Consider the following 25,469-nt stretch of genomic DNA (forward strand, 5'->3'; position numbering starts at 1 on the left):
AGCATCCTCATCCGTGGCTGGGAGACCTCACGTCTCCCAGCCACGGCCACCGTGAAGGCACCTGCCGTGACCACAGCAATCGAGTTCCGCGACGTGTCAAAAACCTTCGTGACCCGTCGCACGTCTTTCTCAGCACTGACGAATGTGTCGCTCAGTATCCCCCGCGGCGACATCTTCGGAATCGTGGGCTACTCGGGCGCCGGCAAGTCCACGCTGCTGCGTACCGTGAACGCTCTCGAACGCCCCACCTCGGGAAGCGTGTTCGTGAACGGCCACGAGATCTCTGCCCTGCGCGGCCGCGCGCTCTACCAGGCCCGCCAGCGCATCGGAATGATCTTCCAGCAGTTCAACCTCCTACAGTCCCGCACCGTCTTCGCAAACATCGCGTACCCGCTCGCGCTTGCCGGCGTCGCCAAACCCGAGGTCGTCGACCGAGTCGAGGAACTGCTCGAGTTCGTCGGTCTCTCCGACAAAGCTTTCGCCTATCCGTCGCGCCTGTCTGGCGGCCAGAAGCAGCGGGTCGGAATCGCCCGCGCACTGGCAAATCGGCCGGACGTTCTCATCTCCGATGAAGCGACGAGCGCTCTCGACCCCGACACCACCGCGGAGGTGCTCGAGCTCTTGAAGCGAACGAACGCCGAATACGGCATCACCATCGCGCTCGTCACCCACGAGATCGACGTCGTGCGGTCCATCGCCGACCGCGTCGCCGTCATGGAGCGTGGTGAAGTTGTGGAGCATGGAACGGCGTATCGCGTCTTCTCCCGGCCCGAGCATCCGACGACGCGCCGGTTCGTCTCGTCCGTGCTTCAGCACGTGCCGAGTGACGAAACTCTCGACCGGATACGCCGGACCCACTCCGGCCGCCTCGTGCAGATTGCCATCGACAACCCCGACGCGAGCGACCCCTACCTCTCACGCATCTCACGCGAGCACGGCGTCAACGCAACGGTCGTATTCGGCGGGGTGAGCGAGATCGCGGCGAAACTCTTCGGAAGCTTGATCGTCGAGCTTTCGGGGGACGACCGTGCCGTGGATGCAGCGATTCGGGACCTCGCACGCACGGTGTCCGTGACGGAGGTGCCGCATGGATGAGGCCTACTTCAACGCACTCATCCCTCGCATCTGGCAGGCGCTCGCCGAGACCGGGTTGATGGTCAGTGTGTCCTTCCTGCTGGCTGGAATCCTCGGCGTCGGGCTGGGCCTGCTCCTCTACGCGTCGAGGCCTGGCAACCTGCTGGAGAATCGGGTCGTGTTCGGCGTCCTGAATGCAGTCATCAACATCATCCGACCGGTGCCGTTCCTGATCGTGGCGGTGTCGATCATCCCGTTCACCCGACTCATCGTGGGAACGAGCATCGGGCCGCTCGCAGCGACCGTGCCGCTCGTCCTCGTCGCCAGTGTGGCGATTGCGCGCATATCGGAGTCGAACCTCGTTGCGGTCGATCCGGGTGCGGTCGAAGCGGGGGCGGCCATGGGTGCCAGCCCCGCGCGAGTGCTCTTCACCATCGTGATACCCGAGGCGCTCGGCCCTCTCGTGCTTGGGCTGACCTACATCTTCGTCGCGCTCGTCGATGCGACTGCCGTTGCGGGCGTCGTCGGGGGCGGCGGTCTCGGACACCTCGCCATCACCTACGGCTACCAGCGTTTCGACTGGTTCGTCGTCGGCATCATCGTGCTCATCCTGATCGTGCTCGTGCAGTCGGCGCAGTTGCTTGGAAACTGGATCTCTCGTCGGGTGATGCACGCATGACCATTACGACGGCCACCGACCTGGCTGCGACGCTCGCCGCACTGCGCGACGCACAGCCCGAACGCGAACGCGAACGCCGCCTTCTCCACCGCGAGGTTCGGGCGCTCGCCGATGCAGGATTCGGCAGTCTCCGTGTGCCCGTCGAATTCGGGGGCGCGGGGGCGCGCCTTCACCAAGTGATCGCGCACCAGATCGACATCGCTCGTGCCGACGCCAGCCTCGGGCACCTGTGGCGCGGGCATATCGCATTCGTCGAGAAACTCCGCTACCGCGGGCTCGAAGTCGCCCGCTGGTACCCGCGCCTCGTCGCGGGTGATGTGATCGGCAACGCCCAGTCCGAGCGCCACGACACGGCACGGCTCGACACGGTTCTCGCCCGACAGGGCTCGACCCTCACCCTGAGCGGGACGAAGTACTACACGACGGGCAGCATCTACGCCGACTGGATTCATCTCGCGGCCCTCGACGGTGACGAACGCGTCGCGGTGACCGTCGCCGCATCCCAAGACGGCGTCGAGTCCGTCGACGACTGGGATGGCTTCGGTCAATTGTTGACAGGAAGCGGAACGACCCGCTTCGAAAACGCCGTCGTTGACGGCGACGAGGTGCACCGTGAGGATGACGACGCAGCACTGTGGCCCCTTCTGGGAAGCGTGTTTCAACTCTCACTGCTGGCGACAATTGCGGGCATCGCCCAACGCGCGCACGATGACCTCGTCGCGTACGTCGTGCCCCGTCGCCGGACCTTCGGCTTCGCCGGCGAGACCCTCCCGCGTGAGGACCCGCTCGTGCAGCACGTGGTGGGCGAGGTGAGCGGCGCCGCCAGCGCCGCCCGCCGACTTGTGCTGTCGGCTGTCGGTGACCTCGACGAGATCATCGATGCGGGATACGACCGCGACGCGCTCCAGGAGCTGCAGTGGGACGTCTACCGGCTGCAACGCGTTGTTCCCGACATCGTCTTGGACGCGACGACGCGGCTCTTTGAAGTGGGAGGCGCATCCGCTGTCAGCGTTCGGTACGCCCTCGACCGGCATTGGAGGAACGTGCGCACGATCGCGTCGCACAATCCGGTGGCGCAGCGAACCCGGGCGATCGGGCAGTGGGAACTGACGGGCACCCGCCCCGACTGGAAGGCACCCGGCCGATGAGCACAGTGCCCATGGTCGCCCTCGGCGATGGCCTCATCACCTCCGCGCTCGGATTCGGATGTATGTCGCTGTCGGGCACCTACGGCCCGGCAGACGACGAGGAATCGGAACACGTTCTCGACGCGGCGATCGATGCGGGCGTGCGCCTCATCGACACGGCGGATGTGTACGGAGCCGGCCACAACGAATTGCTCGTCGGGCGCACCGTGCGCAGGCGCCACCACGAGGTCGAGCTGGCGACGAAGTTCGGTTTCGCGCCGCCCGGCTCCGTCGACGAGCGACGATTCATCGGAGACCCGGAGTACGTCGCCACCGCGGCGCGAGCGAGCCTCGGGCGACTCGGCGTCGATCACATCGACCTGTACTACTACCACCGGCTTGACCCCACGGTGCCGATTGAGGACACGATCGGCGCCATGGCTGAGCTGGTGCGACAGGGACTCGTGCGACACCTGGGGGTTAGTGAGGTCACGGGCGATGAGCTGCGCCGCGCACACGCCGTGCATCCCATCGCCGCCGTACAGAGCGAGTGGTCGCTGATCAGCCGAGATGTCGAGGTACAGGTGATTCCCACCGCCCGAGAGCTCGGCGTGGGCTTCGTCGCCTACGCACCGCTCGGTCGCGGACTCCTCGCGAACGCCGACGTCGACATTCCTGACGATGACCTACGACGAGCATTCCCGCGCTTCGATGACGACGCGCTACCCACCAACCAGGGCCTCGCGCGAACGGTGGCCGAGCTTGCCGCGCGACTGTCGGTCACTCCGAGTCAACTCGCACTGGCCTGGGTGCGCGAGCGCGCGCGAGAGCTCGCGATTCCCGTCACGCCGATCCCGGGCACGCGCCGAATCGACCGGCTAGGCGAGAACCTTGCCAGTCTCACCGTCGAGATTCCCCCCACCGTGCGGGCGAACCTCGACGCACTGGCTGAACGATCGCGCGGCGATCGTGCACGCGACGTCTCCGCCATTTCACAGGGCCGTGAGAGGGTCGGCGGTCGCCCATGAGCGCCGTGTCACCCGCACTGCGCGAGGTGTTCGATGCGATCGGGCGAGACGCCGCGCGGCGCGATCGGGACCGCATCTTGCCCTTCGCGGAGGTCGACGCCCTCCGCGACGTCGGCTTCACACGCCTCACTCTGCCGAGAGAGTACGGCGGTCGCGGAGCGAGCAGAAGTGAGCTGTTCGAGACACTCGCCGAGCTGGCGCGCAGCGACTCGAATCTCGCACAGCTGTTCCGTTCCCACTTTTCGTTTATCGACCGCACCCTGCTGATGCCCGACGGCGCGACCAAGGCCGAGCGACTTCGTCTCGTCGCTGACGGGGCGATCCACGGCAATGCCACCTTCGACCGTGGCGGGCCGGATGCCGAGAAGACGACACTCAGCGACACCGCGGCTGGCCCGCGATTGTCGGGGCGCAAGTTCTACAGCACGGGCACACTCTTCGCCGATCTCGTTTCGGTGCTGGCCGAACGTGACGGGCAGCCGGTGAGCGTGCTCGTGCCGACCACGCGATCGGGCGTCGAGCGTGTCGACGACTGGAACGGCTTCGGTCAACGCGTGACGGGCAGCGGAACGACTGTCTTCACCGACGTGGTCGTCGAGCCAGAGCGGGTCAGCGGGGTGAGGGAGGCGCCCACCGACGGGCCGGCGTTCGTTCAACTCGTTCTTCTCGCAACGCTGGTCGGAATCGGGCGAGCCGTCGTTGACGACGCCGTTGCCTATGTGACGGCGCGCACCCGCACCTACAGCCACGCAAGCGCGCCTCGCGCTGCCGATGATCCGCTCGTGCAGGAGGTGGTCGGCGAGCTATCGGCGCTCTCCTATCGGGCGGATGCGGCGCTCGCCCTCGCGGCGAGCGTCCTCGAGGCGAGCGCATCATCGTTGTCGAGTGACTCAGGCGAGGCCGACCGCGACGCGGCCATCTGCGCCTCTGAGACGCATGTCACGAAGGCGCAGCTCGTGATCGTCCCCGCGGTTCTCGATGCTGCGAGCCGCCTGTTCGAGGTGGGAGGGGCATCCGCCCTCGATCGTGACCGTGGCCTCGATCGACACTGGCGGAATGCGCGCACACTCGCCTCCCACAATCCCGCACGCTACAAGGCGCGCGCTCTCGGCGCTCACCTCCTCACCGGATCCGATCTGGTCGGATGGTGGACGAGCGGCGATGCGTAGCCGCGGCTCGTCGACGACGCCGCTACCCGTCACCCTCACCGGAAAGAAGTCATGACCGAACGCAAGAAGCTCATCCTCAACCTCTTCGAGATGAATACGGTGAGCCACATCACCCACGGGCTCTGGACACTGCCGGGCAACAATCGCGAACGGTACGCAGACATCGGCTACTGGACCGAATTGGCTGAGCTTCTCGAAGACGGCGGGTTCGACGGCGTGTTCCTTGCCGACGTGATCGGTGCATACGATGTCTTCGGCGGCGATGTCAGCGCGGCGGCAGAGGAAGGCCTCCAGCTACCGTCAAACGACCCGCTTCTCGTGGTGCCGGTGATGGCCGCGGCGACTCGCCACCTCGGGTTCGGCGTCACCTTCGCCACGACCTACGAGCCCCCGTTCCCTTTTGCCCGCCGGATGTCGACTCTCGACCACCTCACGAATGGGCGAATCGGGTGGAACATCGTCACCTCATACCTGCCCAACGCGGCTCGCAACTTCGGCCTTCGCGACGAGATTCCGCACGACGAGCGGTACGCGATCGCCCACGAGTTCCTCGACGTCGTCTACAAGCTCTGGGAGGGTTCGTGGGACGATGACGCGATCGTCGCCGACCGGGATACCGGCGTGTTCGCCGACCCCACGAAGGTTCGCTACATCAACCACGACGGGCCGCGCCACAGCGTCGCCGGGCCGCACCTCGCTGCACCGTCGCGACAGCGCACTCCTGTTCTCTACCAGGCGACCGGATCGCCCGCTGGCGTCGCGTTTGCGGGAAAGCATGCCGAGGTGGTCTTCACTGGCGGCCGCACTGCCGATGACTTCCGACGCACGGCCGGCGCCATTCGCGATGCCGCGCACACTGAAGGACGGGGCGAGGACGCCGTTCGATTCCTCGTTCAGGCGGGCGTCGTCGTTGGCCGGACGGAAGAAGAGGCGGCGGACAAATGGCGGCTCTACCAGGAACGGACGAGTGTGCGAGGAATACTGGCGCACGCGAGTTCGCCGATCGACCTCACCGCCTACCCACGCGAGTGGACGGTGGAGCGTGCCGCGGCAGCCGCGGGTGTGCCGTCGACCACCATCCCGTACGCGAACCCGACGAGCACGGTCGGCGAGGCGCTCGACGCCCTCCGCGGTGGCCGCGAAGGGCGCTTCTTTGTGGCAGGAACGCCGTCCGTCGTCGCCGACGAGATCGAGCGCTGGCTCGATGAGGACGGCGTCGACGGAATCAACCTCCGGCAGTACCACTCCTTCGATACGGCGCGAGATTTCGCCGAGCTCGTGGTGCCCGAACTGAGAAAGCGTGGGCGGGTCCTCGAGCGACCCGCTGAGCCGCGCAGTCTTCGCGACGTGTTGTTCGGCGCTGGGGACCGCATTCCCGAGGCGCACACTGCCGCGCGGTACCGAGGCGGCGCGAACCTCTGACATTCGCGTGTCGCCGTTAGGCCGGACGCGCCGTCACCTCGAGCGAAGGGTGAGAGACGAGAACAAAGCCGGCGCCACGAACGGAACGGATGGCATCGCCCCCGGGCCCGAGCTTCTCGCGAATGCGGCGAATCACCATGTCGAGGGCCCGGGCACCGGAAGGCGGATCATCACCCCAAATTGCGGTGGTCAGTTCTGACCGTCGGACGACCCGACCAGGCTCCGCGGCGAGCAAAGCCAGAGCTTCGACCTCACGAACCGACAACGGGATCACCGTGTGGCCCCGCACGACGGCGTGTCGACTGAGATCGAGTCGAACGGGCGTCGGCGGCTCGACCGCCGACATCGTGATCGTGGCCGCTGAGTCGAAGCCCTCGCGCACGCGGGGTTGCGTACTACGCCCAGGCGGGCCGAGAGACATCGCGGGAAACCTCGAGTCCGAGTTGCGAGCGCAAGAGGGGCGTTGCTCGGCGGACGGCCATCTCGATGCGTTCATCGAGTTCGTGTGAGCTGACCCGATAGTCGGTGAAGTCGGCCTCGCTCGCGTAGATGCCCAGGGGAAGAGTGAGCGCCTGAAAGAACCCGAATAGCGGGCGCATCTGGTGTTCGACGAGCAGAGCGTGACGTTCGCTTCCTCCCGTGGCGGTGAGGACGACCGGCGTGTCCACGAGCGCGTACTGAGCGACGTGATCAAAGAAAAGCTTGAACAAGCCGGTAAAAGTAGCGCGGTAGGCCGGTGAGCCGACGATGAGAATGTCGGCTGCCTCAACGGTGTCTAGGGCAGCCCGAGCGTTTACTCCGAGTCCGTCGCGGTATGGGTGCTCGCCGAGCTCTCCGAGTAGTGGACCAAGCGCGATGACCTCAACCTCACCGCCGACGGTGTCGGCCAAGACCCTCGCCACGTGGTCGACCAGCGCTGTCGTGCGCGACGGGCTGGTCGGGCTGCCGCTCACGCCAACGATGCGAGGGGCTCGGGCCGCGGCCGGGTTGGCGGTGGACGCGATCACGGTGTGCGGTGAGCTGATGGTCATGAGACCAGTTTTTGGGGACTCCGCTCGCTACCGCCACCGGGCCTGTCACACCGCGACCAGATACGACACGTCGTGACACGAGCCGTTACCGAGCGTCATGCGGCGTGACACTCTGAGCGAGCTGGGCGCCGGCCGCGTGCAGCCAGCGGGCCGGGTCGGCCATCGCCGCCTGCGCGGCGCCGGCCAGGTCGGTCAGCGACACCGCGGCGGCGAAGCCGCGCGGCTCGGCCGCGATCGCCCCCGCGACGAGGGCGCGGGGCGTGCCGACCGTGTCGGCGCGGCGCGCCACCTCGTGGGCGACCTTGCCCGCCGCCGTCTGGCCGTCGAAGCGGCCCTCGCCCGTGATGACCAGGTCGGCGCCGGCGAGCGCCACGTCGAGCCCGATCGCGTCGGCGACGGCCACGGCACCCGACTGCAGGGATGCGCCCCAGGCGAGCAATGCGAACCCGGTTCCGCCGGCGGCCCCCGCACCCGGCGTGGCCGGGTCGGCGCCGAGCAGCCCGGCAAATCGTGCGAGCGCCGCGTCGACCCACGACACGTCGACGGGGGCGAGCCCCTTCTGCGGGCCGAACACCGCAGCCGCGCCGCGCTCGCCCGTGAGCGGCGAGTCGACGTCGGTCAGCGCGACGACCCCGCCAGGTGGCAGCGCCCGCAGCTCAGAGGGGTCAACGCCCTCGATGAGAGAAACGGCGGCGGGGCCGCGAGGGTGACCGCCTGCGAAGGGTGCGAAGCGGGCGCCGAGCGCTGCGAGCATCCCGGCGCCGCCGTCGGTGGACGCGCTTCCGCCGATCGCGACCAGCATGCGCGTGACGCCGTGGTCGAGCGCGGCGGCGATGGCCTCGCCGAAACCGATCGTGTGCGCGCTGAGCGGCGCGAGTTCGTCGAGCAGGGGGAGGCCCGAGGTGAGGGCGAGCTCGACGACTCCCGAGCCGTCGGGCAGCAGCAGCCAGTGGGTGTCGACGGGGCGGTCGTCGGGGCCGGTGACCGTCAGGGGCACGCGCGACGCCCCGGGCGTTGCGGCCGCAATCGCCTCCAGGGTGCCCTCGCCGCCGTCGGCCATCGGCGTCGCGACCACCGTGTCGTCGGCGCGCACGCTGCGCCAGCCGGCGGCGAGCGCCGCGGCCGCGTCCGCCGCGTCGATCGTGCCCTTGAACGAGTCGGGCGCGATGACGATGCGGGTCATCGCGTCACCACCTCCGCCCGCCGCGCCCCCGTCGACCCGCCCCTACGAGCGTGCGGCGGCGCCGCGCAGTGGTGAGTTGCGCGTTGTGGCGGTGTCGCGGCGACTGAGGCAACCACAACACGCAACTCACGCCCGGCCAGCGCGCGGCGGGGTGGCGCAGCAGGCCTCACCGCGCGGGGTGGCGCAGCAGCTGCACGCCGAAGCCGGGCAGCTCGACGGCACCCACCGGCTCGTCGGTGAGAAAGTCGCGGCCGGGCAGCTCGACGGCGACCCCGATCGACGACTGGTTGATCACCGTCACAAGATCGCCGCGGCGCATCACCTCGACATAGGCGGGCAGGCCCGCAACGACAGGATGCACGCCCGCCTCCGCGAGGACGTGGTCAACGACCGCCCGCACCCCCGCATCGTCGGGCACGGTCGCGAGGTAGCGCGCGACCCCGGCACCGTGCTGCCGCGCCGTGAGCGCCGGTCCGCCCGCGACGTGCCCGTCGATGAAGCGCGCCTCGACGCTCGCGTCGTGCACGCGCAACTCTTCGGCGACGTAGTGGCCGGCGCCGGCGAGAGTCAGCGCGTCGGCCCCGGCATAGCCGGCCTCGCGCGGGCCCGGCTCGCCCTCGGCGGCCCCGGGATCGACGAGGGCATTGAACTCGAGCACCTCAGCGCCGAGCATGTCGCGCCACTGAGTGGTGAACCCGCCGGGGCGGAAGCGGTCGTGCTCATCGACCACGTCGGTGAAGGGGCCCGTGAGCAGGTGGCCTCCGCGCTCGACCCAGCCGGCGAGGTGCGTCGCATCGTCGTCGCGCAACAGGTACAGCAGCGGGGCGATCGCGAGCGCGTGATGGTCGCGCACGCCCGACGGCGGCACGACGTCGACCTGAACGTGGCGACGGTGCAGAGCCGCGTGCCACCGGTGCAGCACCGGCAGGTACTCGAGGGCGACCGGATGGTCGGGGGCCTCCAGCGCCCACCAGTTCTCCCAGTCCATGACGAGCGCGACCCGCGCATCCGTGGGGCCGGCCGACAGCGCAGGAAGCTGCGCGAACGCCTCGCCGAGGGCGGTGACCTCTCGCCACACCCGCGTGTCGGTGCCGGCCTGCGGCAGCATCGCCGCGTGAAACTTCTCGGCGCCGGCGCGAGACTGACGCCACTGGAAGAACATCACGCCGTCAGCCCCGCGGCCGACGCACTGCCAGCTGAGGGCCGCCATCTGACCGGGCTGCTTCGGGGCGTTTGACGGGCGCCAGTTGACCGCGTTCGTGGCCTGCTCCATGAGGATCCACGGCACATCGGGCTTCAGGGAGCGCACGAGATCACGCTGGAAGGCGGCGGCGCGGAAGCTGTCGGGGTCGTTCGGGTCGGGGTAGCTGTCGTCGCTGATGACGTCGAGGTGGGGTGCCCACTGCGCGTAGTTGGCGGGCTTGAACGGGCCCATGAAGTTCGTCGTGATCGGCTGGGTGGCGCCGGCGGCGCGAATGATGTCGCGTTCCATGAGGTAGCACTCGAGCCACATGTCGCTCGTGAAGCGCTGGTAGTCGAGCAGCTGACCGGGGTTGTGGCTGTACGGCGCTTTCTTCGGCGGCATGACCTCGTCGAACGACGCGTAGGCCTGCGCCCAGAACATCGTTCCCCACGCAGCGTTCAGCGCGTCGATGTCGTCGTAGCGCCCGCGCAGCCAGCGTCGAAACGCGTCGCGCGCGGCATCGGAGTAGTCGACCGGCAGGTGGCAGCCGTACTCGTTATTGACGTGCCACAGTTCGATCGCCGGATGCTCGGCGTAGCGTTCTGCGAGGCGTCGGACGAGTTCGCCCGCCAGTCGCCGGTAGTCGGGCGAGGAGGGCGCGTAATGCTGTCGGCTGCCGTGCCAGTACGGCGCGCCGTTCTCGTCGGCGGCCAGCAGCCCCGGGTACGCGAGCCCCGCCCACGGCGGGGGTGACGCTGTCGCGGTCGCGAGGTCGACGCGAATACCCGCCTCGTGCAGCAGGCCGATGACGCGATCGAGCCACTCGAAATCGAACACGCCCTCGGCAGGCTGGATGCGCGCCCACGAGAAGATGCCGACGCTCACCATCGTCACGCCCGCCTCCCGCATGCGCGCGACGTCCTCCGGCCAGATCTCTTCCGGCCACTGCTCGGGGTTGTAGTCGGCTCCGTAGTGCGGGGTTGAGGCACGCGAACTGCTCGGACCGCGCGAACCACTGGGGCGGGTGGCGCGGGTTGTCGCGGTCGTCGACGATCAGAACCGTGGCGGACGCGTCGACCTCGTCGAATCGACCCGTGAAGCCGAGCCAGGGGTGGCGGCTGCCGCGCACCTCGTCACCACCGTCGCCCGCCGCCGAGCGCACCACACCGTCGGTGAACGAGCGCGGCCCGCGCCAGAACAGGCCGCCGTAGCCGGCGTTCTCGCGCCCCTTCGTCGTCGGCGAGCCGAAGGCGAGTGGGGCGTCTGAGACGTTCGTCATCTCGGTGTCGATGACGAGCATCCAGCAGTCGTCGCCGAGGGCGGCCCGCAGACGGCGCCGCTCGTCGATGACGGGCACGCCGGAGGGCGCCGACCAGTGCAGCGATTCGTCGATGTCGACTCCGTCGCGCGACGGCGAGACGGCCGCCGAGTGGAACCCGGCGTGCTCGGCCCGACCGTTGTTGTCGAGCTGCACGTAGCCGCGGCCGTGCACGTAGGTGGGCCCGCCCCAGAAGTTCAACTCGCCGACGTTCGGCAGCGCCCACGCGATGCCCTTGTGCCAGACATGGTCGTGCGGGCGAAAGAGGGTGACCTCCCGCCCGGCGAGGGTGCGCAGCGGATGCAGGTATGGCTTCGGCGACTCGAGGGCCGGTGTCGTGGGCGCGTACACGTAGGTGGCCAGCGGCGCGGGCGCTGCGGAGTGCGTGATCGTCAGCGCTTCGGCGGTGGAAGCGAGGGTAAAGCTCACGGAGTCTCCCACGGGGCGCCGGTTCCGCGCATCGACGTGTAGAACGGGTCGCCGGGGCCGATCTCGCCGGCCGCGACGGTCGCTCCGGTGAAGGCCGACTTGTACGTCGCCGCCGCGAGGTCGAGCAGCTCGCGCGCGTCGGCCATCGTGACCGGCGCGGGCCGACCGGCGTCGAGGGCATCGAGCACGTCGGCGAATTGCGCCGTGTGGCTGCTCTCGTGGTGCGTGGTGTCGGCGGCCCACCGCTCGGCGAGGTGCGGCGAGTCCGGCGCCGGGGTGAAACGCCACGCGTCACGCGTGTACCCGTAGAGGTGCTCGAGTTCGGCGGTCGCGTGCTCGAAGTCGATGCGCACCCTGCTGGTTTCCCGGGGAGAGACGAGCGAGTTGACCACCGTCGCGACGGCTCCCGACGCGAACGTGACGAGCGCCGCCGACACGTCTTCGGTCTCGGTCGGGCGCGACTGCCGCCGGGCCACCGCCCGCACGTCGCTCCAGGGGCCGAGCAGCCCCAGCAGGGTCGACAGCTGGTGGATACCGTGCCCCATCGTCGGCCCGCCGCCCTCGCTCTGCCAGGTACCGCGCCAGGGAACGGCGAAGTAGTCAGCGTCTCGATACCAGAGGGTTTCGCAGGTGGCGACGAGCGGCCGACCCAGCACGCCGTCGGCCATCATCGCCGCGAGCGTGTCGGCGCCCGACCCGAAGCGCTGCTGGAAGACGCCGATCGCGGCCAGCCCGGTCTCACGCTCGACCGCGATGACCTCGTCGAGCTCGGCGAGGCTGAGTGCCGGCGGCTTCTCGACGATCGGCACCGCGCCCGCCCGCAGCGCCGCGATCATGAGCGGCACGTGCGAGCCGGGGGGCGTGCAGATCTGCACGAAATCGGGGCGCGTCTCCGCGATCATCCGCTCGGCGTCGTCGAAGACGGCGGATGCGCGGTGCCGGTCGGCGAATTCTCGCCCGCGCTCGGCGTCGAGGTCGCACACGGCGACCAGCTCGAATCGCTCGGCATGGGCCGCCACCGCGTCGGCGTGGGCGTGGGCGATCGCGCCAGTGCCGATGATCGTCGTGCGGTATCGCATTCGTTCACTCTCGTCGTTGGGGGCGTCGGCGCTCGCCTGGCGCGCTGGGAAAACGTTATCCAAGACGCACCGTCAAGGCAAGCCTGCCCCGCCTGCCCGCCACCGGCTGTGTAAAGTCTGCCCCGACGGGAAAACTTTTCCCGAACGAAAGGGCACCCCGTGACCGAGGCGACGCGCACCAGTGCCGCGACACTGCACGATGTCGCGCGCGAGGCAGGGGTGTCGCTCGCCACCGCCTCGCGCTCGATCAACGGCAGTACACGCAAGGTCAACGAGGAACTGCGCCAGCGCGTCCTGCTGGCCGCCGACAAGCTCGGCTACGTCGCGAACCAGTCGGCGCAGGCCATCGCGAAGGGCAGCGCGTCAACCGTCGCCCTCGTGGTCAGCGACATCGCCGACCCCTACTTCTCAAGCATGGCCTCCGGCGTCATTCGCGGTGCCGAAGAGGCGCGACTGCTGGTCACGATGGCGATGACCGAGCGCAGCGCCGAGCGCGAACTCGAGCTCGTCCGCGCCCTGCGCGGTGGACGCCCCCGGGTGCTCGTGCTGACCGGCTCACGATTCGCCGGCACCGAACTGGAAGCCTCCCTCGTCAAAGAACTCACCGCCTACGAAGAAACCGGCGGCACGGTCGTCATCGTGTCGCAGCGCTCGCTGCCCTTCGACACGGTGCAGATCGACAACCTTGCGGGCGCTCGGGACCTCGCCCGCGCCCTCGTCGACCAGGGATACCGCCGGTTCGCGGCCTTCACCGGCGTCAGCTCGCTGCTGACGTCGAGCGACCGCCTGCAGGGCTTTCGCGACGGGCTCGGCGAGTTCGGGCTCGCGCTCGATGACGACCGCGTCTACCGCACCGACTTCACCCGTGACGGCGGAATCGCCGCCGTCGACGCCATGCTCGACGACGGAATCGACGACATCGACTGTGTCTTCGCGGTCAACGACGTCATGGCGATCGGCGCCCTCTCGCGCCTGCGCGATCGAGGGGTGAGCGTCCCCGACGACATCGCCATCGCGGGTTTCGATGACATCGACACCGCACGCGACGTCACCCCCGCGCTCACGACGGTGCGCCTACCGCTCGCCGACGTCGGAGCAGAAGCGATCCACCTGGCGCTGACCGCCGACCAGCGCACGAGCGTCGCCACCGTCACGATCGGTGGCGACGTCGTCCTGCGCGCCTCCACGCCGCGCCGCGCGTAGCGGCCGACACGCGGTGCACGCCGCCGCGATGCGGGGGCGGCAGCGAACGGGGCGCGACCGTTCGAAAACGACCGCGCCCCGCGCATCCCGAGTCGATGGCTACCGCACGCGCACGGTGACCGGTCGGCTCTCGGTGACCCCCGCCGCGTTCACGAACTCGGCGACGTATGTGTACGTGCCGGGCGCGCGATCTTCCGCGACGAACGAGACGCTCTGTGCGAGCGGCGTCTGCGCGACGAGCTCCTGCTCGTCAACGACATCGCCGTTCTCGAGCAGCCGGTACGACGTCGCGTTGGTTCCCCACCACAGGTTCGTCGTCACCGTGTACGTCGATGCCTTGCCGTTGTGGTTCGTGTGACTGACGACGGGCACGCCCGGCGCAGCGTCACGAACGACGACGGTGACCGAGGTGGTGGCCGTCACCCCCGCGGCATTGATCAGCTCGCCCGTGAACACGTAGCGCCCGTTCGGCAATCCGCTGATGCAGGTCGACGCGAGCTGCGCATTCGGCGAATTCGGCGTCAGCAGTTGCTGATCGATGAGCTCGCCATCCTGATAGAGGCGATACACGCTGCCGTTCTCGCCCCACCACAGGTTCATCATCACGGCGAAGTGACCGTCGGCGAGGCCGTAGTCCCAGCCGCTCGTCGTCGACAGGTTTCCGCGCGCCGGGGCGACCGTCGCGCCCTCGTCGGCGAAGACCGTGATCGTCGCCGACACGGTCGACGTGAGCCCCTCGTTGTTCACCGCAGTGACCACCAGCGCGCGCTCGCCGACGAGGCCGTCCAGCGCAATGCTCGCATCGGCAGCGACACGCTCGCCGTCGAAGGTGACCTCGACGGTCCGCACGCCAGACTCCGGGTCCGTGGCGACCACGTCGAGATCGAGCGCCGCCGACTCGGCGAGCAGAGCATCCTGCACGCCCGTGATGACCGGCGCCGACTCATCGGCCTCCGCCGTCGGCCCGCCCACGATCGCGACCGGCGGCATCGCCGGGCGCTCCATGTCGTGCCCGATGAAGAAGCTCGGGTGCGGCGGCTGGTTGTAGCTGACGTTCTGCCAGGCCACCGCCAGACGGTACTGCGAATCGTGCATGAGGGTGTGGATGCGCGTGTCGGTGACGTGCGGCGTCGCGTAGATGCGCAGCTCCGTCGAATCGATCGTCGGCCAGACGATCTCTTCGCGCCAGTCGCCGAACAGGTCGGCCTGCAGCACCGGGGTGCCCTTCGTGCCATTGATCGACATCACACCGTCGGGGCGGAACACCTCATCGATGGATTCGGTCTCCCAATTCCACTTCGTGATCGTCGGCTGGCCGCGGCTGATCGAGCCATCCCAATCGTGGTCGACAATCTCGCGCAGCGGATCGCCATCCCACCACGCCACAAAGTTCGCGGCCGGGATGGTGGTCGAGATCAGTGAACCATCGGATGCACGCAGCTGCCCCACGGGACTGTTGAACGCGCCGTCACCGCCGATTGCCCAACCCTCGGCTCCGGGGAACCGCGGGTCGATGTCGGCGGCCGCTGCGCGGCCCGTGTCACGGGTGGCGGGGATCGACCAGATGATCTCGCCGGTCTCGGCGTCGCGCATGGTGGCGCCGCGGTTGCCCGACTCCCCCATGCTCTCGTGCGCGCCGAAGACCTCGAGGCCCGCGCGGTCGGGAATCAGATTTCCGACGTGCAGGGCGTCGCCGTGGCCGAGGCCCGTGCTGTACAGCAGGGTGCCGTCGTGGTTGACGGTGGCCTGGCCAAAGATGATCTCGTCGCGTCCGTCGCCGTCAACGTCGGCGATTGACAGCTGGTGGTTGCCCTGCCCGTACAGCGCTCCAGCGCCCGGCGTGGTGTCCGAGTCGATGACCCAGCGCTCGACCAGTTGCTTGTCGACCACGTCGTAGGCGGCGAGCACCGTGCGCGTGTAGTAACCGCGGCTGAAGATGACGCTGGGCGTCTCTCCGTCGAGGTACGCGGTTCCGGCAAGGAACCGGTCGACCCGGTTACCGTAGGTGTCACCCCACGAGCCGACGTTGCCGCGCGGCGGCGTGTAGTCGATCGTGTGCAGCGCGCCACCGGTCTCACCGTCGAACAGGGTGAGGAACTCGGGGCCGCTCAGGATGTACCCACCGCTGTTGCGGAAGTCGGCGTCGGGGTTGCCGATGACGACACCCTGCCCGTCGACGGTCGCGTCGGCGGTCTTCAACACCAGCTCGGCCTTGCCGTCGCCGTCGTAGTCGAATGCCTGCAGCATCGTGTAGTGCGCACCGGCGCGGATGTTGCGACCCATGTCAATGCGCCACAGTTGCTCGCCCTCCATCGTGTAGGCGTCGATGAGCATGTTGCCCGTGTACCCGCTCTGCGAGTTATCGCGCTGGTTCGACGGCGCCCAGATGAGGATGAACTCGTACTGCCCGTCGCCCGTCAGGTCGGCAACGGTGGCGTCACCCGCCGAGTAGGTGAACTGCTGCCCGCCGGGCACCGTTCCCCCCTCGGGCTTGTTCAGCGGGATCGGGAAGTAGGTCTCGTCCCACACGCCGAACGTCTCGGTTGCGGTGACCTCGCGATCCCCCTGGATGCTCGTGACGAGATACGTGGAGGTGGTGTCCCCCGCAGCGTCCAGCAGGTTTGTCGACGCGGTGATCGGCGCATCCGTGATCTTCACACCGTCTCGGTAGACGTGGAAGCCGAGGTCCGGATCGTCGGTGCCGAGCAGTCGCCACGAGACGAGGACGCCCTCGTCCACGGGCAGGGCCGCCGGCGAGCGATCGAGGTACTCGGTCTGGCGCTGAAGCACCGTTGCCGCCTCTGACTGCAGCACCGCTGACGCCTCGGACGATCCGCCCTCGTTGACCGCGATCACGCGGTAGAAGAACGACAGCGCCGTCAAGATGTCGGTGTCGGAATACGAGGCGGATGCACTCTCGCCGACGGTCAGGAACGGCCCGTCCACGCGCGGCGCACGCTGCACGAGGTAGTAACGCGCCCCCTCGACCGGCGCCCATGACAGCTCGACAAGGTTCTTGTCGATGTCGGTGACGGCAAGCCCGCTCGGGGCCTCGGGAGCATCCACGTCGGGGTTGATCAGGCCGACCGGCAGCTCGTCGGACGGGACCGACTGGCGGCCGTCGTCAGCGAGGGCCACCACCGCGTAGCGATAGTCGCGACCGAGCCGGGCGGTGGAATCGGTGAAGCTCGACTCGGCCGTCTCGCCGAGCACTGTCGCGCGCGCGTCACCCTCACCCGTGCGCAGCACCCTGTAGGTGACGTCCTCGGCCGGATCCCACGCAAGCGTGACGCTCGATGGGTCGGTGCTGAGATCGAGACTTGTCACGGCGAGGCCCGTCGGCGCGAGCAGGGTCGGGATGATCGAGATGCCGTTGAAGCGTGACGAGTTGCCGCCGATGAGCACATTCAACTGCCCGTCGGTCACGGTGATGGAACCGTGGTCGACCTCGGTGACGAAACCCGAGGCGGCATTGCCGTTGCTGCTGGGCTGTCCTTCGAAGGCGAAGGTCGTCTGACTGGAGGCGATGGTGTCGCCGCTCCAGGTACGAACGTCGTAGGTGCCGTTGGGCACGTCGACGAGCAGTTCGAACGGCGCCCCCGAGATCACGAAGTCGCGGATCATGTCGCCGAGCTCGCCCGGTTCGGCACCGCGGAGTCGATCGTTGAGGCCCGAGACATTCGCGAAGCCGAAACCGCGCTCGGGCGTATACGTCATGGACCGGTCGAGCGCTGTCCATCCCGGCGCCACGGGCGCGCCGACGGGGCCGGCGTCGAGGAGGATGCCGCTGAACTCGCTGTCGTCATCGGCAGGCGGTGCGGTCGGAACGAATTCGAGCCCGTTGAGCCGGATCGAATTGCCGGAGATGCGCACGATCACATGTCCGCCCTCGGCGACAATCGACCCGCGACTGACCTCCGCGACGAGGCCGGATGCGACCTGTCCTCCGCCGAGCGAAACACCGTCGACCTCGAAGCTCGTGTTGCTCGAGGCGATGGTGTCGCCGCTCCAGGTGCGCAGGTCGTAGGAACCGTCGGGAAGGTCAATGCGAACCTCGAAGGGCGCGCCCGAAATGACGAAGTCACCGGTCATGGCACCGAGTTCGCCCGGCTGTACGCCGCGGTTTCGGTCGTCGAGGCCGGTGGTCGTCACGAATCCATAGCCGCGCTCAGCGGTGTACGCCATCGTGCGATCGAGCGGCTGGAAGCCGGGTGCGACGGGCGGTGCCACGCGGGGGGCGGGAAACGGGGGAATCCACGAAAAAACTCCTTGAGACGTCGTTGACTAAGGACGGCGTGGCGGGATCCGCGTTCCCCGTCGACACTCTGCCGCGCCAGCCGCCGTCGATGTCGGGCCGGAACCGTGACAGAGTGGGAAAACGCATTCCACTACGGAATGATCGTTACACCCGCGGCGTGATTGCGCAACCCCACGCGCCCCCTCGCCGCAATGCCTGGCCGTGTCGCGCGGCGGCCACGGGCGCGCCACGCCGGGGTGTTGCGCCGGTGACGCACCTGCCCTACACTGCGGTAAACGCTTTCCCATCCGGGTGGTGCTCACACCCTCCCGGCCGCACCAGAAAGAGCCACACGTGTCAGAGTCGACAATCGGAATCATCATGAACGGCGCCAGCGGGCGCATGGGCTACCGCCAGCATCTGGTGCGCTCGATCCTCGCGATTCGCGAGCAGGGCGGTGTCGAACTCGCCGACGGACGCCGCGTGCAGGTGCGCCCCCTCCTCGTGGGGCGCAGTGAAGAGAAGCTCGCCGAGCTGGCGAAGCGTCACGACATTCCTGACTACACGACCAGCCTCGACGAGGCTCTCGCCGACCCCACCTGGCAGATCTACGGCGACTTTCTCGTGACCAAGGCCCGCGCCGCCGCCATCAAGAAGGCCATCGCCGCGGGAAAGGCGATCTATACCGAGAAGCCGACCGCCGAAAACTACGACGACGCGCTCGAGCTCGCCCGACTCGCCTCCGAGGCGGGCGTCAAGAACGGCGTCGTGCACGACAAGCTGTATCTGCCCGGCCTGCAGAAGTTGAAGCGCCTTGTCGACTCCGGCTTCTTCGGTCAGATCCTCAGCGTGCGGGGTGAGTTCGGCTATTGGGTGTTCGAGGGCGACTGGCACCCCGCGCAGCGGCCGAGCTGGAATTACCGCGCGGAGGACGGTGGCGGCATCACCGTCGACATGTTCCCGCACTGGAGCTACGTACTCGAGAACATCTTCGGTCGCGTCGAGTCCGTCTATGCCCGAGCCGTCACGCACATCCAGGCACGCGTCGATGAACAGGGTCGCCCCTACCCGGCCACCGCCGACGACGCGGCGTACGCGATCTTCGAGCTTGAGGGCGGCATCGTCGCGCAACTCAACTCGAGTTGGGCCGTGCGGGTCAACCGCGACGAGCTCGTCGAGTTCCAGGTCGACGGCACGCACGGCTCCGCGGTCGTCGGCCTCTTCGGCTGCAAGATTCAACCGCGCAACGCGACGCCGAAGCCGGTATGGAACCCCGACCTCGTCGACGAGATCGACTACGCCTCGACCTGGCTCGACGTGCCGACGAACGAGGTGTTCGAGAACGGCTTCAAGACGCAGTGGGAAGATTTCATCCGCCACGTCGTCAACGACGCTCCCCACCACTACGACTTCCTCGCCGGTGCGCGCGGCATGCTGCTGGCCGAGAAAGGCCTCGAGTCGTCGCGCTCGGGTCGTCGCGTCGACCTGCCCACCATCAGCGTCTCGGGCGCGCGCGTCTAGGTATCGCCGATGTCCCACCTCACCCTTCTGGCCGCCGACGGATCGGCGCGTACGACCGAGTTGCGAGAGACCCTCGCCACGGCGCGACCCTCGGCGCCGCTCCGCTCGCGCGTCGCCTACGCGGCCGCCCACGTCGTTCCGAAGACCGCATCGGAAACGGTGCCCGGGCATCCCGCCGACATCGACTGGGACGCGACGCTCGCCTTCCGGCACGAGGTGTGGTCGTGGGGTCTCGGCGTCGCCGACGCCATGGACACGGCTCAGCGCAACATGGGCCTCGACGCTGCGGCCACCCGCGAGCTGATCGGCCGCAGCGCCACCGAGGCAGCGTCAGTGAACGGTTCCCTCGTCGTTGGTGTCAACACCGACCACATCGGCGACGAGGTGATTTCTCTCCCCGCCGTGATCGACGCCTATCGCGAGCAGCTCGCGTTCGTCGAGCAGACCGGCGCGGGTGCGGTGCTCATGGCGAGCCGGCACCTCGCGCGCGTCGCCGAGGGCCCCGACGACTACCGTCGCGTCTACAACGCCGTGCTCGAGTCGGCCACCACCCCGGTGGTGTTGCACTGGCTCGGCACCGCCTTCGACCCGCAGCTCGAGGGGTACTTCGGGTCGAGCGACCAGACCCAGGCTGCGGGCACGATGCTCGCGATCATCGCCGACAACGTTGACGTCGTGGCCGGCGTCAAGATGAGCCTGCTCGACGCTGACGCCGAGATCGCGGTGCGCCGACGGCTGCCCGACAGCGCTCGCATGTTCACCGGCGACGACTTCAACTACGTCTCGCTCATCGAGGGCGACGAGCACGGCTACTCAGATGCCCTGCTCGGCGCCTTCGCGGCCCTCGCGCCCCTCGCGTCCACCGCCATCCAGGCCCTCGATGCCGGAGACACGGCCACATACCGCCGCGTGCTCGGGCCGACCGAAGAGCTATCTCGGCACATCTTCGCGGCCCCCACCTTCTACTACAAGACGGGGATCGCGTTCATGTCGTGGCTGAATGGTCACCAGAGCGCCTTCCGAATGGTCGGCGGCCTCCACGCGGCGCGCAGCCTGCCGCACCTGTCGCGCATCGTCGAGCTGGCCAACGCCGCCGGGGCTCTCACTCAGCCCGAGCTGGCGGCCGAACGCTGGCACGCCATGCTGGCGCTGAACGGCATCGCGACGCTCGCCTCGCCGTCGTCGCCTCCCGTCCACACCCTCGCGAGCGCCGCCGTATGAGCACGACGTCGCGCCTGTCGCTGAACCAGGCCACGATCAAGCACGCCGACCTCGAGACGGCGCTGACCGTCACGCGCGAGGCCGGCATCGAGAGCATTGGCTTGTGGCGCGAACCGGTCGCCGAGGTCGGTCTCGAGGTGGCCTGCCGCATGCTCGCCGACTCGGGCCTGCGCTTCTCCTCCCTGTGTCGGGGCGGCTTCTTCACCGTCGAGAAGGAGCCGTCCCGGCGTGACGCCCTCGACGAGGTGCGTCGCGCGATCGACGAGACGGCGGCGCTGCACGCGGCGGGCGCCGAGGGCTCGGCCCCCGTGCTCGTGATCGTTGCCGGCGGCCTGCCCGAGGGGTCGCGCGATCTCGCCGGTGCCCGCGCGCGCGTCTCGGAGGCGATCGCCGCCGTCGCGCCGCATGCACGAGCATCCGGTGTTCAACTGGCGATCGAGGCGCTGCACCCGATGTATGTCTCTGACCGCGCCGTCGTCTCGACGCTCGGGCAGGCCCTCGACCTCGCCGAAGCGTTCGATCCGGACGTCGTCGGCGTCGTGATCGACAGCTTCCACGTGTTCTGGGACCCGCAGCTCCTGCCGCAGATTCGTCGGGCCGGGCGCGGCCGTCGCATCGCCAGCTACCAGGTGTGCGACTGGGCGACGCCGCTGCCCGCCGACGCCCTGCTCGCCCGCCACTATCCGGGCGACGGGGTGATTGACTTCGGCAGCATGACCCGCGAGGTCGAACAGGCCGGCTACCGCGGCGATATCGAGGTCGAACTCTTCAACGCCGACATCTGGGCGACGCCGTTCGCCGAGGTCGCTCGACGCACCCGCGAGAGCTTCGCCGAGGCCGTCACGCCCTATATGTTGTCTACAACCGCAAAATAGCAGGCGGATGCACGGCGGCCGTCACGGTCGCCGCTCACGCCCCTGCCCCGTCACCGCCGACAGGGAAGCCTTCATGACCTCCACCGCCCGCATCACCGTCCACCCCTCCTTCGTGCGGGGACACATCGACCGACGCATCTTCGGCTCGTTCGTGGAACACCTCGGTCGCGCTGTCTACACCGGCATCTACGAGCCCGGCCACCCCACCGCCGATGCCGACGGCTTTCGCGGGGACGTCGCCGAACTGACGCGCGAACTCGGCACGACCGTCGTGCGCTACCCCGGCGGCAACTTCGTCAGCAACTACATCTGGGAGGACGGCGTCGGGCCCCGGGACGACCGCCCGAGCCGCATCGACCTCGCCTGGCGCACGATCGAGCCGAACGAGATCGGCACCGACGAGTTCGTGGCGTGGACGAGGAAGACCGGCACGGAGCCGATGATGGCCGTGAACCTGGGCACCCGCGGCGCGGCCGAAGCGGCCGCGCTCGTCGAGTACTGCAACACTCCGGGCGGCACCACGTGGTCGGAGCTGCGCCGCCGCAACGGCTACGACGAACCGCACGCGATTCGCCTGTGGTGCCTCGGCAACGAAATGGACGGGCCGTGGCAGATCGGCCACAAGACGGCCGACGACTACGGCAAGATCGCGAGCCAAGCCGCCCAGGCGATGCGCCGGGTCGACCCCACGATCGAGTTCGTCGCCTGCGGCAGCTCGTCGCGCGAGATGGACACGTTCGGCGAGTGGGAGCGCGTCGTGCTCGAGCACACCTTCGACGACGTCGACTACATCTCGGTGCACGCCTACTACCAAGAACGCGACGGCGACCGGCAGAGCTTCCTCGCGAGCGGCGCCAGTTTCGAGGCGTTCATGCACGAGGTCATCGCGACGGCCGACGCCGTGGCCGCCCGTCGCCACTCGGACAAGCGCATCCGTCTGTCCGTCGACGAATGGAACGTCTGGTACATCGACAACTTCGCCGGGGAAGACAACCTCGCCCTGCTCGAGCAGCCGCGCCTCATCGAAGACGTGTATTCGACGATCGACGCCGTCGTCGTCGGTGACCTGCTGGGCACCCTGCTGCGCAATGCCGACCGCGTCGCAATCGCCTGCCTCGCGCAGCTCGTCAACGTGATCGCGCCGATCATGACCGAGCCCGGCGGAGAAGCGTGGCGCCAGACGACCTTCTACCCGATCGCGCTGCTCGCGCAGCACGCCACCGGCGTCGCCCTGGATGCGCGCAGCGACTCCCCCACGCTCGTCACGGCCAAGCACGGCGAGGTCGACGCGGTCTCGACCGTCGTCACCTGGAACGCCGACGCCGGTGAGCTCGTCGTCGGCCTCACCAACCGCTCGACCGAGCCGGTCGAGGTCACGATCGATCACGTGGGATTCGTCGATGCGTCACTCTCCGACGCGCGCGTCATCGTCGCCGACCACGAGGGGCCCCGCCACACCGCTGAGTCGGCGCGCGCCGCTGAGCCGCAGCCGCTCGACGGGGTGAGCGTCCACGACGCCGCGACCACGCTGACGGTGCCCGCCGAAAGCTGGAGCTTCCTGCGGATCGCCGCCCGCGCATCCGCATGACGGGCGCGGCGGCCACGCCGACGCCGCAGGCTCGCCACGGGGTGACGCACTCCCGCGTCGCGCTGACCCGTGAGGCCGTACTCGTCGACGGAGCACCCGCCCTGCCCGTCTCGGGTGAGCTGCACTACAGCCGGGTGCCCCGCGAGCGGTGGGAGGAACGACTGCGCCTGCTGCGCTCGGGCGGCGTCACGATCGTCTCGAGCTACGTGTTCTGGAACCACCACCAGCCGCGGCTTGACGCGGAACCCGACTTCGACGACCGGCTCGACGTCGCCGCCTTCGTGCGCGCCGCCGCCGACGCCGGGCTGTTCGTGATCCTGCGCATCGGGCCGTGGTGCCACGGCGAGGCACGGTACGGCGGACTCCCCGATGAGGTCGCGACGGCGGCGCACCCCGTTCGCACCGACGACCCGCGCTACCTCGCTCAGGTCGAGGCCTGGTGGGGGGCGCTCGCCAGCCACCTCGAGGCGGTGCTCGGCCCCGACGGACCGGTGGTGGGCATCCAGATCGAGAACGAGCTCGTCGACGACCCCGCCCACATCGCCACCCTCGCCGCGCTCGCCCGGCGCCTCGGACTGCGCGCCGCGATCACGACCGCCACCGCGTGGTTGGGCGCTCGGCTGCCCGTCGACGACGTCATGCCGCTCTACGGCGGCTACAGCGACGGCTTCTGGGTCGACCACGACGCGCCCTGGCACGACACCTTCCGCGAGCACTTCTTCTTCAGCCACGTCTGGGACGACCCCGGCATCGGTGCCGACGTCACCGCGCAGGATGCACGCCCCGCGCCGCCCGCGGACATGCCCGCCCCCGGCGCCCACTATCCCGTTGCCACGTGCGAGCTCGGCGGGGCGAACCCCGTACCCGTACTGGCCGCCGACACGCTGGAGGAGAGCCAGCGCACCGGGTACCCCAACGACCTGCCCCGGTACGACTACGACTTCCACGCGCCCATCGGTGCGGCCGGCCTCGCCACACCGACCCACGCCGCGCTGCGCCGTCAGCACGCCCTGCTCGAGGCGTTCGGCGAGCGCCTCACCCGCATGAGTTCGCGACTGCCGGAGGTGATGCCGACGGGCCTCGACGACACGACGACGGTGCGCTGGGCGACCCGCACCGACGGCGAGGCGGCGCTGCTCGTCATCTCGTGGCATCAGCCGCACGAGCCGCTGCCGACTCTGGTCGGCGTGCAGTTGGAAGTGCCGGGCGGCGACGAGGGAGCCGCCGGCACCGAGCCGATCGTCACCCGGGTGCCCGCGCTGCCCGTCGACCTCCCCGCCGGAACCCTCGCCCACTGGCCGGTGCGGTGGCCGCTCGGCGCGCTCACCCTGGGCTCCGCGTCGGCGTCGCTCGTCACCGAACTGCCCGGCCCCTCGCCCGTCACGGTGCTCGCTGCGCACGACGGGGTGCCCGTGATGCTCGAGGTCGCGGCGGGTGTCGCCTTGACCGGAGATGGCGTCGATGCCGTCTGCGGGCATCCCGGGGTCTGGCGGGTCGACGCGCGCTCATCGCGCCTCCTCGACGTCACCGAGGGCGACGCCGCGGGCCGGATCGTCGTGCGCTCACTCGGCGGCACGCCGTCAGCGCGACGGTTCGACGCGCGGGCGGGTGCGTGGGTTGCCCTGCCGCTGAGCGGCGCGGTCGGGCGCCCCGTCGCGGTGTCGGCGATCGCCGCCGACACTGGCGCCCCCGTCCCCGCGGGGTACGGAGCGCGCGAGCGGCGGGCGGCGGCGCCCTCCGCCGACGAGCGCGAACGGCATGCCCACCGGTGGGTGCTGAGCGGGCTTGACGCGCTCGGCCCCGACGATGACCCCGTGCTCACCGTCGACTGGGCGGGTGACGTCGCCGAGCTGACGGTCGACGGCCGCGTGGTGCTCGACCGCTTCTGGGACGGCTCGCCGTGGATTGTCCGGCTGCGCGACCACGGGTGGCGGCCGGGGTCGGCGCTCGAGGTGCGCGTGGTTCCGCTGCACGCCGCGGCGGCCGTGCACCTTCCCCGCGACGCCGCCGCGCGCCGGCCAACTGCAGGAAGCGAGCCGCTCGTGGCGCTGGATGCCGTCACGTGCGCAACCCTCGGTGTCGCGGTCGAGACGCAGTAGTCA

The 25,469-nt window shown here is 69.2% G+C and carries 18 protein-coding genes and 1 pseudogene; 12 read left to right on the plus strand and 7 right to left on the minus strand.

Features of this window, described 5'->3' with window-relative positions; translation table 11 throughout:
* Positions 1 to 66: 66 nt before the first annotated feature.
* Genes CPY97_RS12240 through CPY97_RS12265 form a run of 6 tightly spaced genes read left to right on the plus strand, consistent with a single transcriptional unit; the run spans position 67 to position 6,499 of the window.
* Positions 67 to 1,095 (plus strand): methionine ABC transporter ATP-binding protein, encoded by a 1,029-nt coding sequence (locus CPY97_RS12240; protein ID WP_096423675.1) that lies wholly within the window; start codon positions 67 to 69, stop codon positions 1,093 to 1,095.
* Positions 1,088 to 1,753 (plus strand): methionine ABC transporter permease, encoded by a 666-nt coding sequence (locus tag CPY97_RS12245; protein ID WP_096423071.1) that lies wholly within the window; start codon positions 1,088 to 1,090, stop codon positions 1,751 to 1,753. The genes CPY97_RS12240 and CPY97_RS12245 overlap by 8 nt, the downstream gene beginning before the upstream one ends.
* Positions 1,750 to 2,901, plus strand: a complete 1,152-nt coding sequence (locus tag CPY97_RS12250) for an acyl-CoA dehydrogenase family protein (RefSeq protein ID WP_096423072.1) — start codon at positions 1,750 to 1,752, stop codon at positions 2,899 to 2,901. The genes CPY97_RS12245 and CPY97_RS12250 overlap by 4 nt, the downstream gene beginning before the upstream one ends.
* Positions 2,898 to 3,908, plus strand: a complete 1,011-nt coding sequence (locus CPY97_RS12255; protein WP_096423073.1) for an aldo/keto reductase — start codon at positions 2,898 to 2,900, stop codon at positions 3,906 to 3,908. The genes CPY97_RS12250 and CPY97_RS12255 overlap by 4 nt, the downstream gene beginning before the upstream one ends.
* Positions 3,905 to 5,077 (plus strand): acyl-CoA dehydrogenase family protein, encoded by a 1,173-nt coding sequence (locus tag CPY97_RS12260; protein ID WP_096423074.1) that lies wholly within the window; start codon positions 3,905 to 3,907, stop codon positions 5,075 to 5,077. The genes CPY97_RS12255 and CPY97_RS12260 overlap by 4 nt, the downstream gene beginning before the upstream one ends.
* A gap of 51 nt (positions 5,078 to 5,128) precedes the next feature.
* A complete protein-coding gene (locus CPY97_RS12265) occupies positions 5,129 to 6,499 on the plus strand; it encodes an NtaA/DmoA family FMN-dependent monooxygenase (RefSeq protein WP_096423075.1) in 1,371 nt (456 codons plus the stop codon).
* Positions 6,500 to 6,515: 16 nt separating this feature from the next.
* On the opposite strand, the gene CPY97_RS12270 is transcribed toward CPY97_RS12265, so the two are convergent.
* The 6 genes and pseudogenes from CPY97_RS12270 to CPY97_RS12295 form a co-directional block, all read right to left on the minus strand.
* Entirely contained in the window at positions 6,516 to 6,881 is a 366-nt protein-coding gene (locus tag CPY97_RS12270) for a winged helix-turn-helix domain-containing protein (protein ID WP_161494131.1), read from the minus strand.
* A 13-nt stretch (positions 6,882 to 6,894) separates the two neighbouring features.
* Positions 6,895 to 7,530 carry an FMN reductase gene (gene msuE / locus CPY97_RS12275; protein WP_096423077.1) on the minus strand — a complete coding sequence of 212 codons (636 nt, stop codon included), beginning with the start codon at positions 7,528 to 7,530 and terminating at the stop codon, positions 6,895 to 6,897.
* A gap of 85 nt (positions 7,531 to 7,615) precedes the next feature.
* On the minus strand, positions 7,616 to 8,713 hold the full coding sequence (locus CPY97_RS12280) for a glycerate kinase (RefSeq protein WP_096423078.1): 1,098 nt from the start codon (positions 8,711 to 8,713) through the stop codon (positions 7,616 to 7,618).
* A gap of 166 nt (positions 8,714 to 8,879) precedes the next feature.
* Positions 8,880 to 10,829: a beta-galactosidase gene (locus tag CPY97_RS12285; protein WP_231924100.1), complete on the minus strand. Its 1,950-nt coding sequence runs from the start codon at positions 10,827 to 10,829 to the stop codon at positions 8,880 to 8,882.
* A gap of 94 nt (positions 10,830 to 10,923) precedes the next feature.
* Positions 10,924 to 11,655 (minus strand): annotated as a pseudogene (locus CPY97_RS12290) (PmoA family protein); the annotation flags it as partial.
* Entirely contained in the window at positions 11,640 to 12,722 is a 1,083-nt protein-coding gene (locus tag CPY97_RS12295) for a Gfo/Idh/MocA family protein (protein WP_096423079.1), read from the minus strand. The gene CPY97_RS12295 and the pseudogene CPY97_RS12290, both read right to left, overlap by 16 nt.
* 159 nt (positions 12,723 to 12,881) lie before the next feature.
* Between CPY97_RS12295 and CPY97_RS12300 the strand changes: the two genes are divergently transcribed.
* On the plus strand, positions 12,882 to 13,925 hold the full coding sequence (locus tag CPY97_RS12300) for a LacI family DNA-binding transcriptional regulator (protein ID WP_096423080.1): 1,044 nt from the start codon (positions 12,882 to 12,884) through the stop codon (positions 13,923 to 13,925).
* Positions 13,926 to 14,024: 99 nt separating this feature from the next.
* On the opposite strand, the gene CPY97_RS13850 is transcribed toward CPY97_RS12300, so the two are convergent.
* Positions 14,025 to 18,155, minus strand: a complete 4,131-nt coding sequence (locus tag CPY97_RS13850) for a hypothetical protein (RefSeq protein WP_096423081.1) — start codon at positions 18,153 to 18,155, stop codon at positions 14,025 to 14,027.
* Between the two features lie 388 nt (positions 18,156 to 18,543).
* Between CPY97_RS13850 and CPY97_RS12310 the strand changes: the two genes are divergently transcribed.
* The 5 genes from CPY97_RS12310 to CPY97_RS12330 all read left to right on the plus strand — a co-directional run bounded on the left by CPY97_RS12310 (position 18,544) and on the right by CPY97_RS12330 (position 25,466).
* On the plus strand, positions 18,544 to 19,683 hold the full coding sequence (locus CPY97_RS12310; RefSeq protein WP_096423677.1) for a Gfo/Idh/MocA family protein: 1,140 nt from the start codon (positions 18,544 to 18,546) through the stop codon (positions 19,681 to 19,683).
* Positions 19,684 to 19,692: 9 nt separating this feature from the next.
* Positions 19,693 to 20,904, plus strand: coding sequence for a dihydrodipicolinate synthase family protein (locus CPY97_RS12315; RefSeq protein WP_096423082.1), 1,212 nt, complete (start codon positions 19,693 to 19,695; stop codon positions 20,902 to 20,904).
* Entirely contained in the window at positions 20,901 to 21,779 is an 879-nt protein-coding gene (locus CPY97_RS12320) for a sugar phosphate isomerase/epimerase family protein (RefSeq protein WP_096423083.1), read from the plus strand. Before CPY97_RS12315 ends, CPY97_RS12320 begins: the two co-directional genes overlap by 4 nt.
* A gap of 73 nt (positions 21,780 to 21,852) precedes the next feature.
* A complete protein-coding gene (locus CPY97_RS12325; protein WP_096423084.1) occupies positions 21,853 to 23,367 on the plus strand; it encodes an alpha-N-arabinofuranosidase in 1,515 nt (504 codons plus the stop codon).
* A 41-nt stretch (positions 23,368 to 23,408) separates the two neighbouring features.
* The gene (locus tag CPY97_RS12330) at positions 23,409 to 25,466 is read left to right on the plus strand and encodes a beta-galactosidase (protein WP_161494132.1); all 2,058 of its coding nucleotides are present in this window, start codon (positions 23,409 to 23,411) and stop codon (positions 25,464 to 25,466) included.
* Positions 25,467 to 25,469: the final 3 nt, after the last annotated feature.

The organism is Microcella alkaliphila, assembly GCF_002355395.1.
GTDB classification, from domain to species: domain Bacteria; phylum Actinomycetota; class Actinomycetes; order Actinomycetales; family Microbacteriaceae; genus Microcella; species Microcella alkaliphila_A.

Coding starts and splice junctions, on each gene's coding strand:
- CPY97_RS12250 (WP_096423072.1), top strand. CDS start 1,750: ATGACCATTACGACGGCCACCGACCTGGCTGCGACGCTCGCCGCACTG.
- CPY97_RS12315 (WP_096423082.1), top strand. CDS start 19,693: ATGTCCCACCTCACCCTTCTGGCCGCCGACGGATCGGCGCGTACGACC.
- CPY97_RS12245 (WP_096423071.1), top strand. CDS start 1,088: ATGGATGAGGCCTACTTCAACGCACTCATCCCTCGCATCTGGCAGGCG.
- CPY97_RS12320 (WP_096423083.1), top strand. CDS start 20,901: ATGAGCACGACGTCGCGCCTGTCGCTGAACCAGGCCACGATCAAGCAC.
- CPY97_RS12325 (WP_096423084.1), top strand. CDS start 21,853: ATGACCTCCACCGCCCGCATCACCGTCCACCCCTCCTTCGTGCGGGGA.
- CPY97_RS12295 (WP_096423079.1), bottom strand. CDS start 12,722: ATGCGATACCGCACGACGATCATCGGCACTGGCGCGATCGCCCACGCC.
- CPY97_RS12280 (WP_096423078.1), bottom strand. CDS start 8,713: ATGACCCGCATCGTCATCGCGCCCGACTCGTTCAAGGGCACGATCGAC.
- CPY97_RS12260 (WP_096423074.1), top strand. CDS start 3,905: ATGAGCGCCGTGTCACCCGCACTGCGCGAGGTGTTCGATGCGATCGGG.
- CPY97_RS12310 (WP_096423677.1), top strand. CDS start 18,544: ATGAACGGCGCCAGCGGGCGCATGGGCTACCGCCAGCATCTGGTGCGC.
- CPY97_RS12255 (WP_096423073.1), top strand. CDS start 2,898: ATGAGCACAGTGCCCATGGTCGCCCTCGGCGATGGCCTCATCACCTCC.
- msuE (WP_096423077.1), bottom strand. CDS start 7,530: ATGACCATCAGCTCACCGCACACCGTGATCGCGTCCACCGCCAACCCG.
- CPY97_RS12265 (WP_096423075.1), top strand. CDS start 5,129: ATGACCGAACGCAAGAAGCTCATCCTCAACCTCTTCGAGATGAATACG.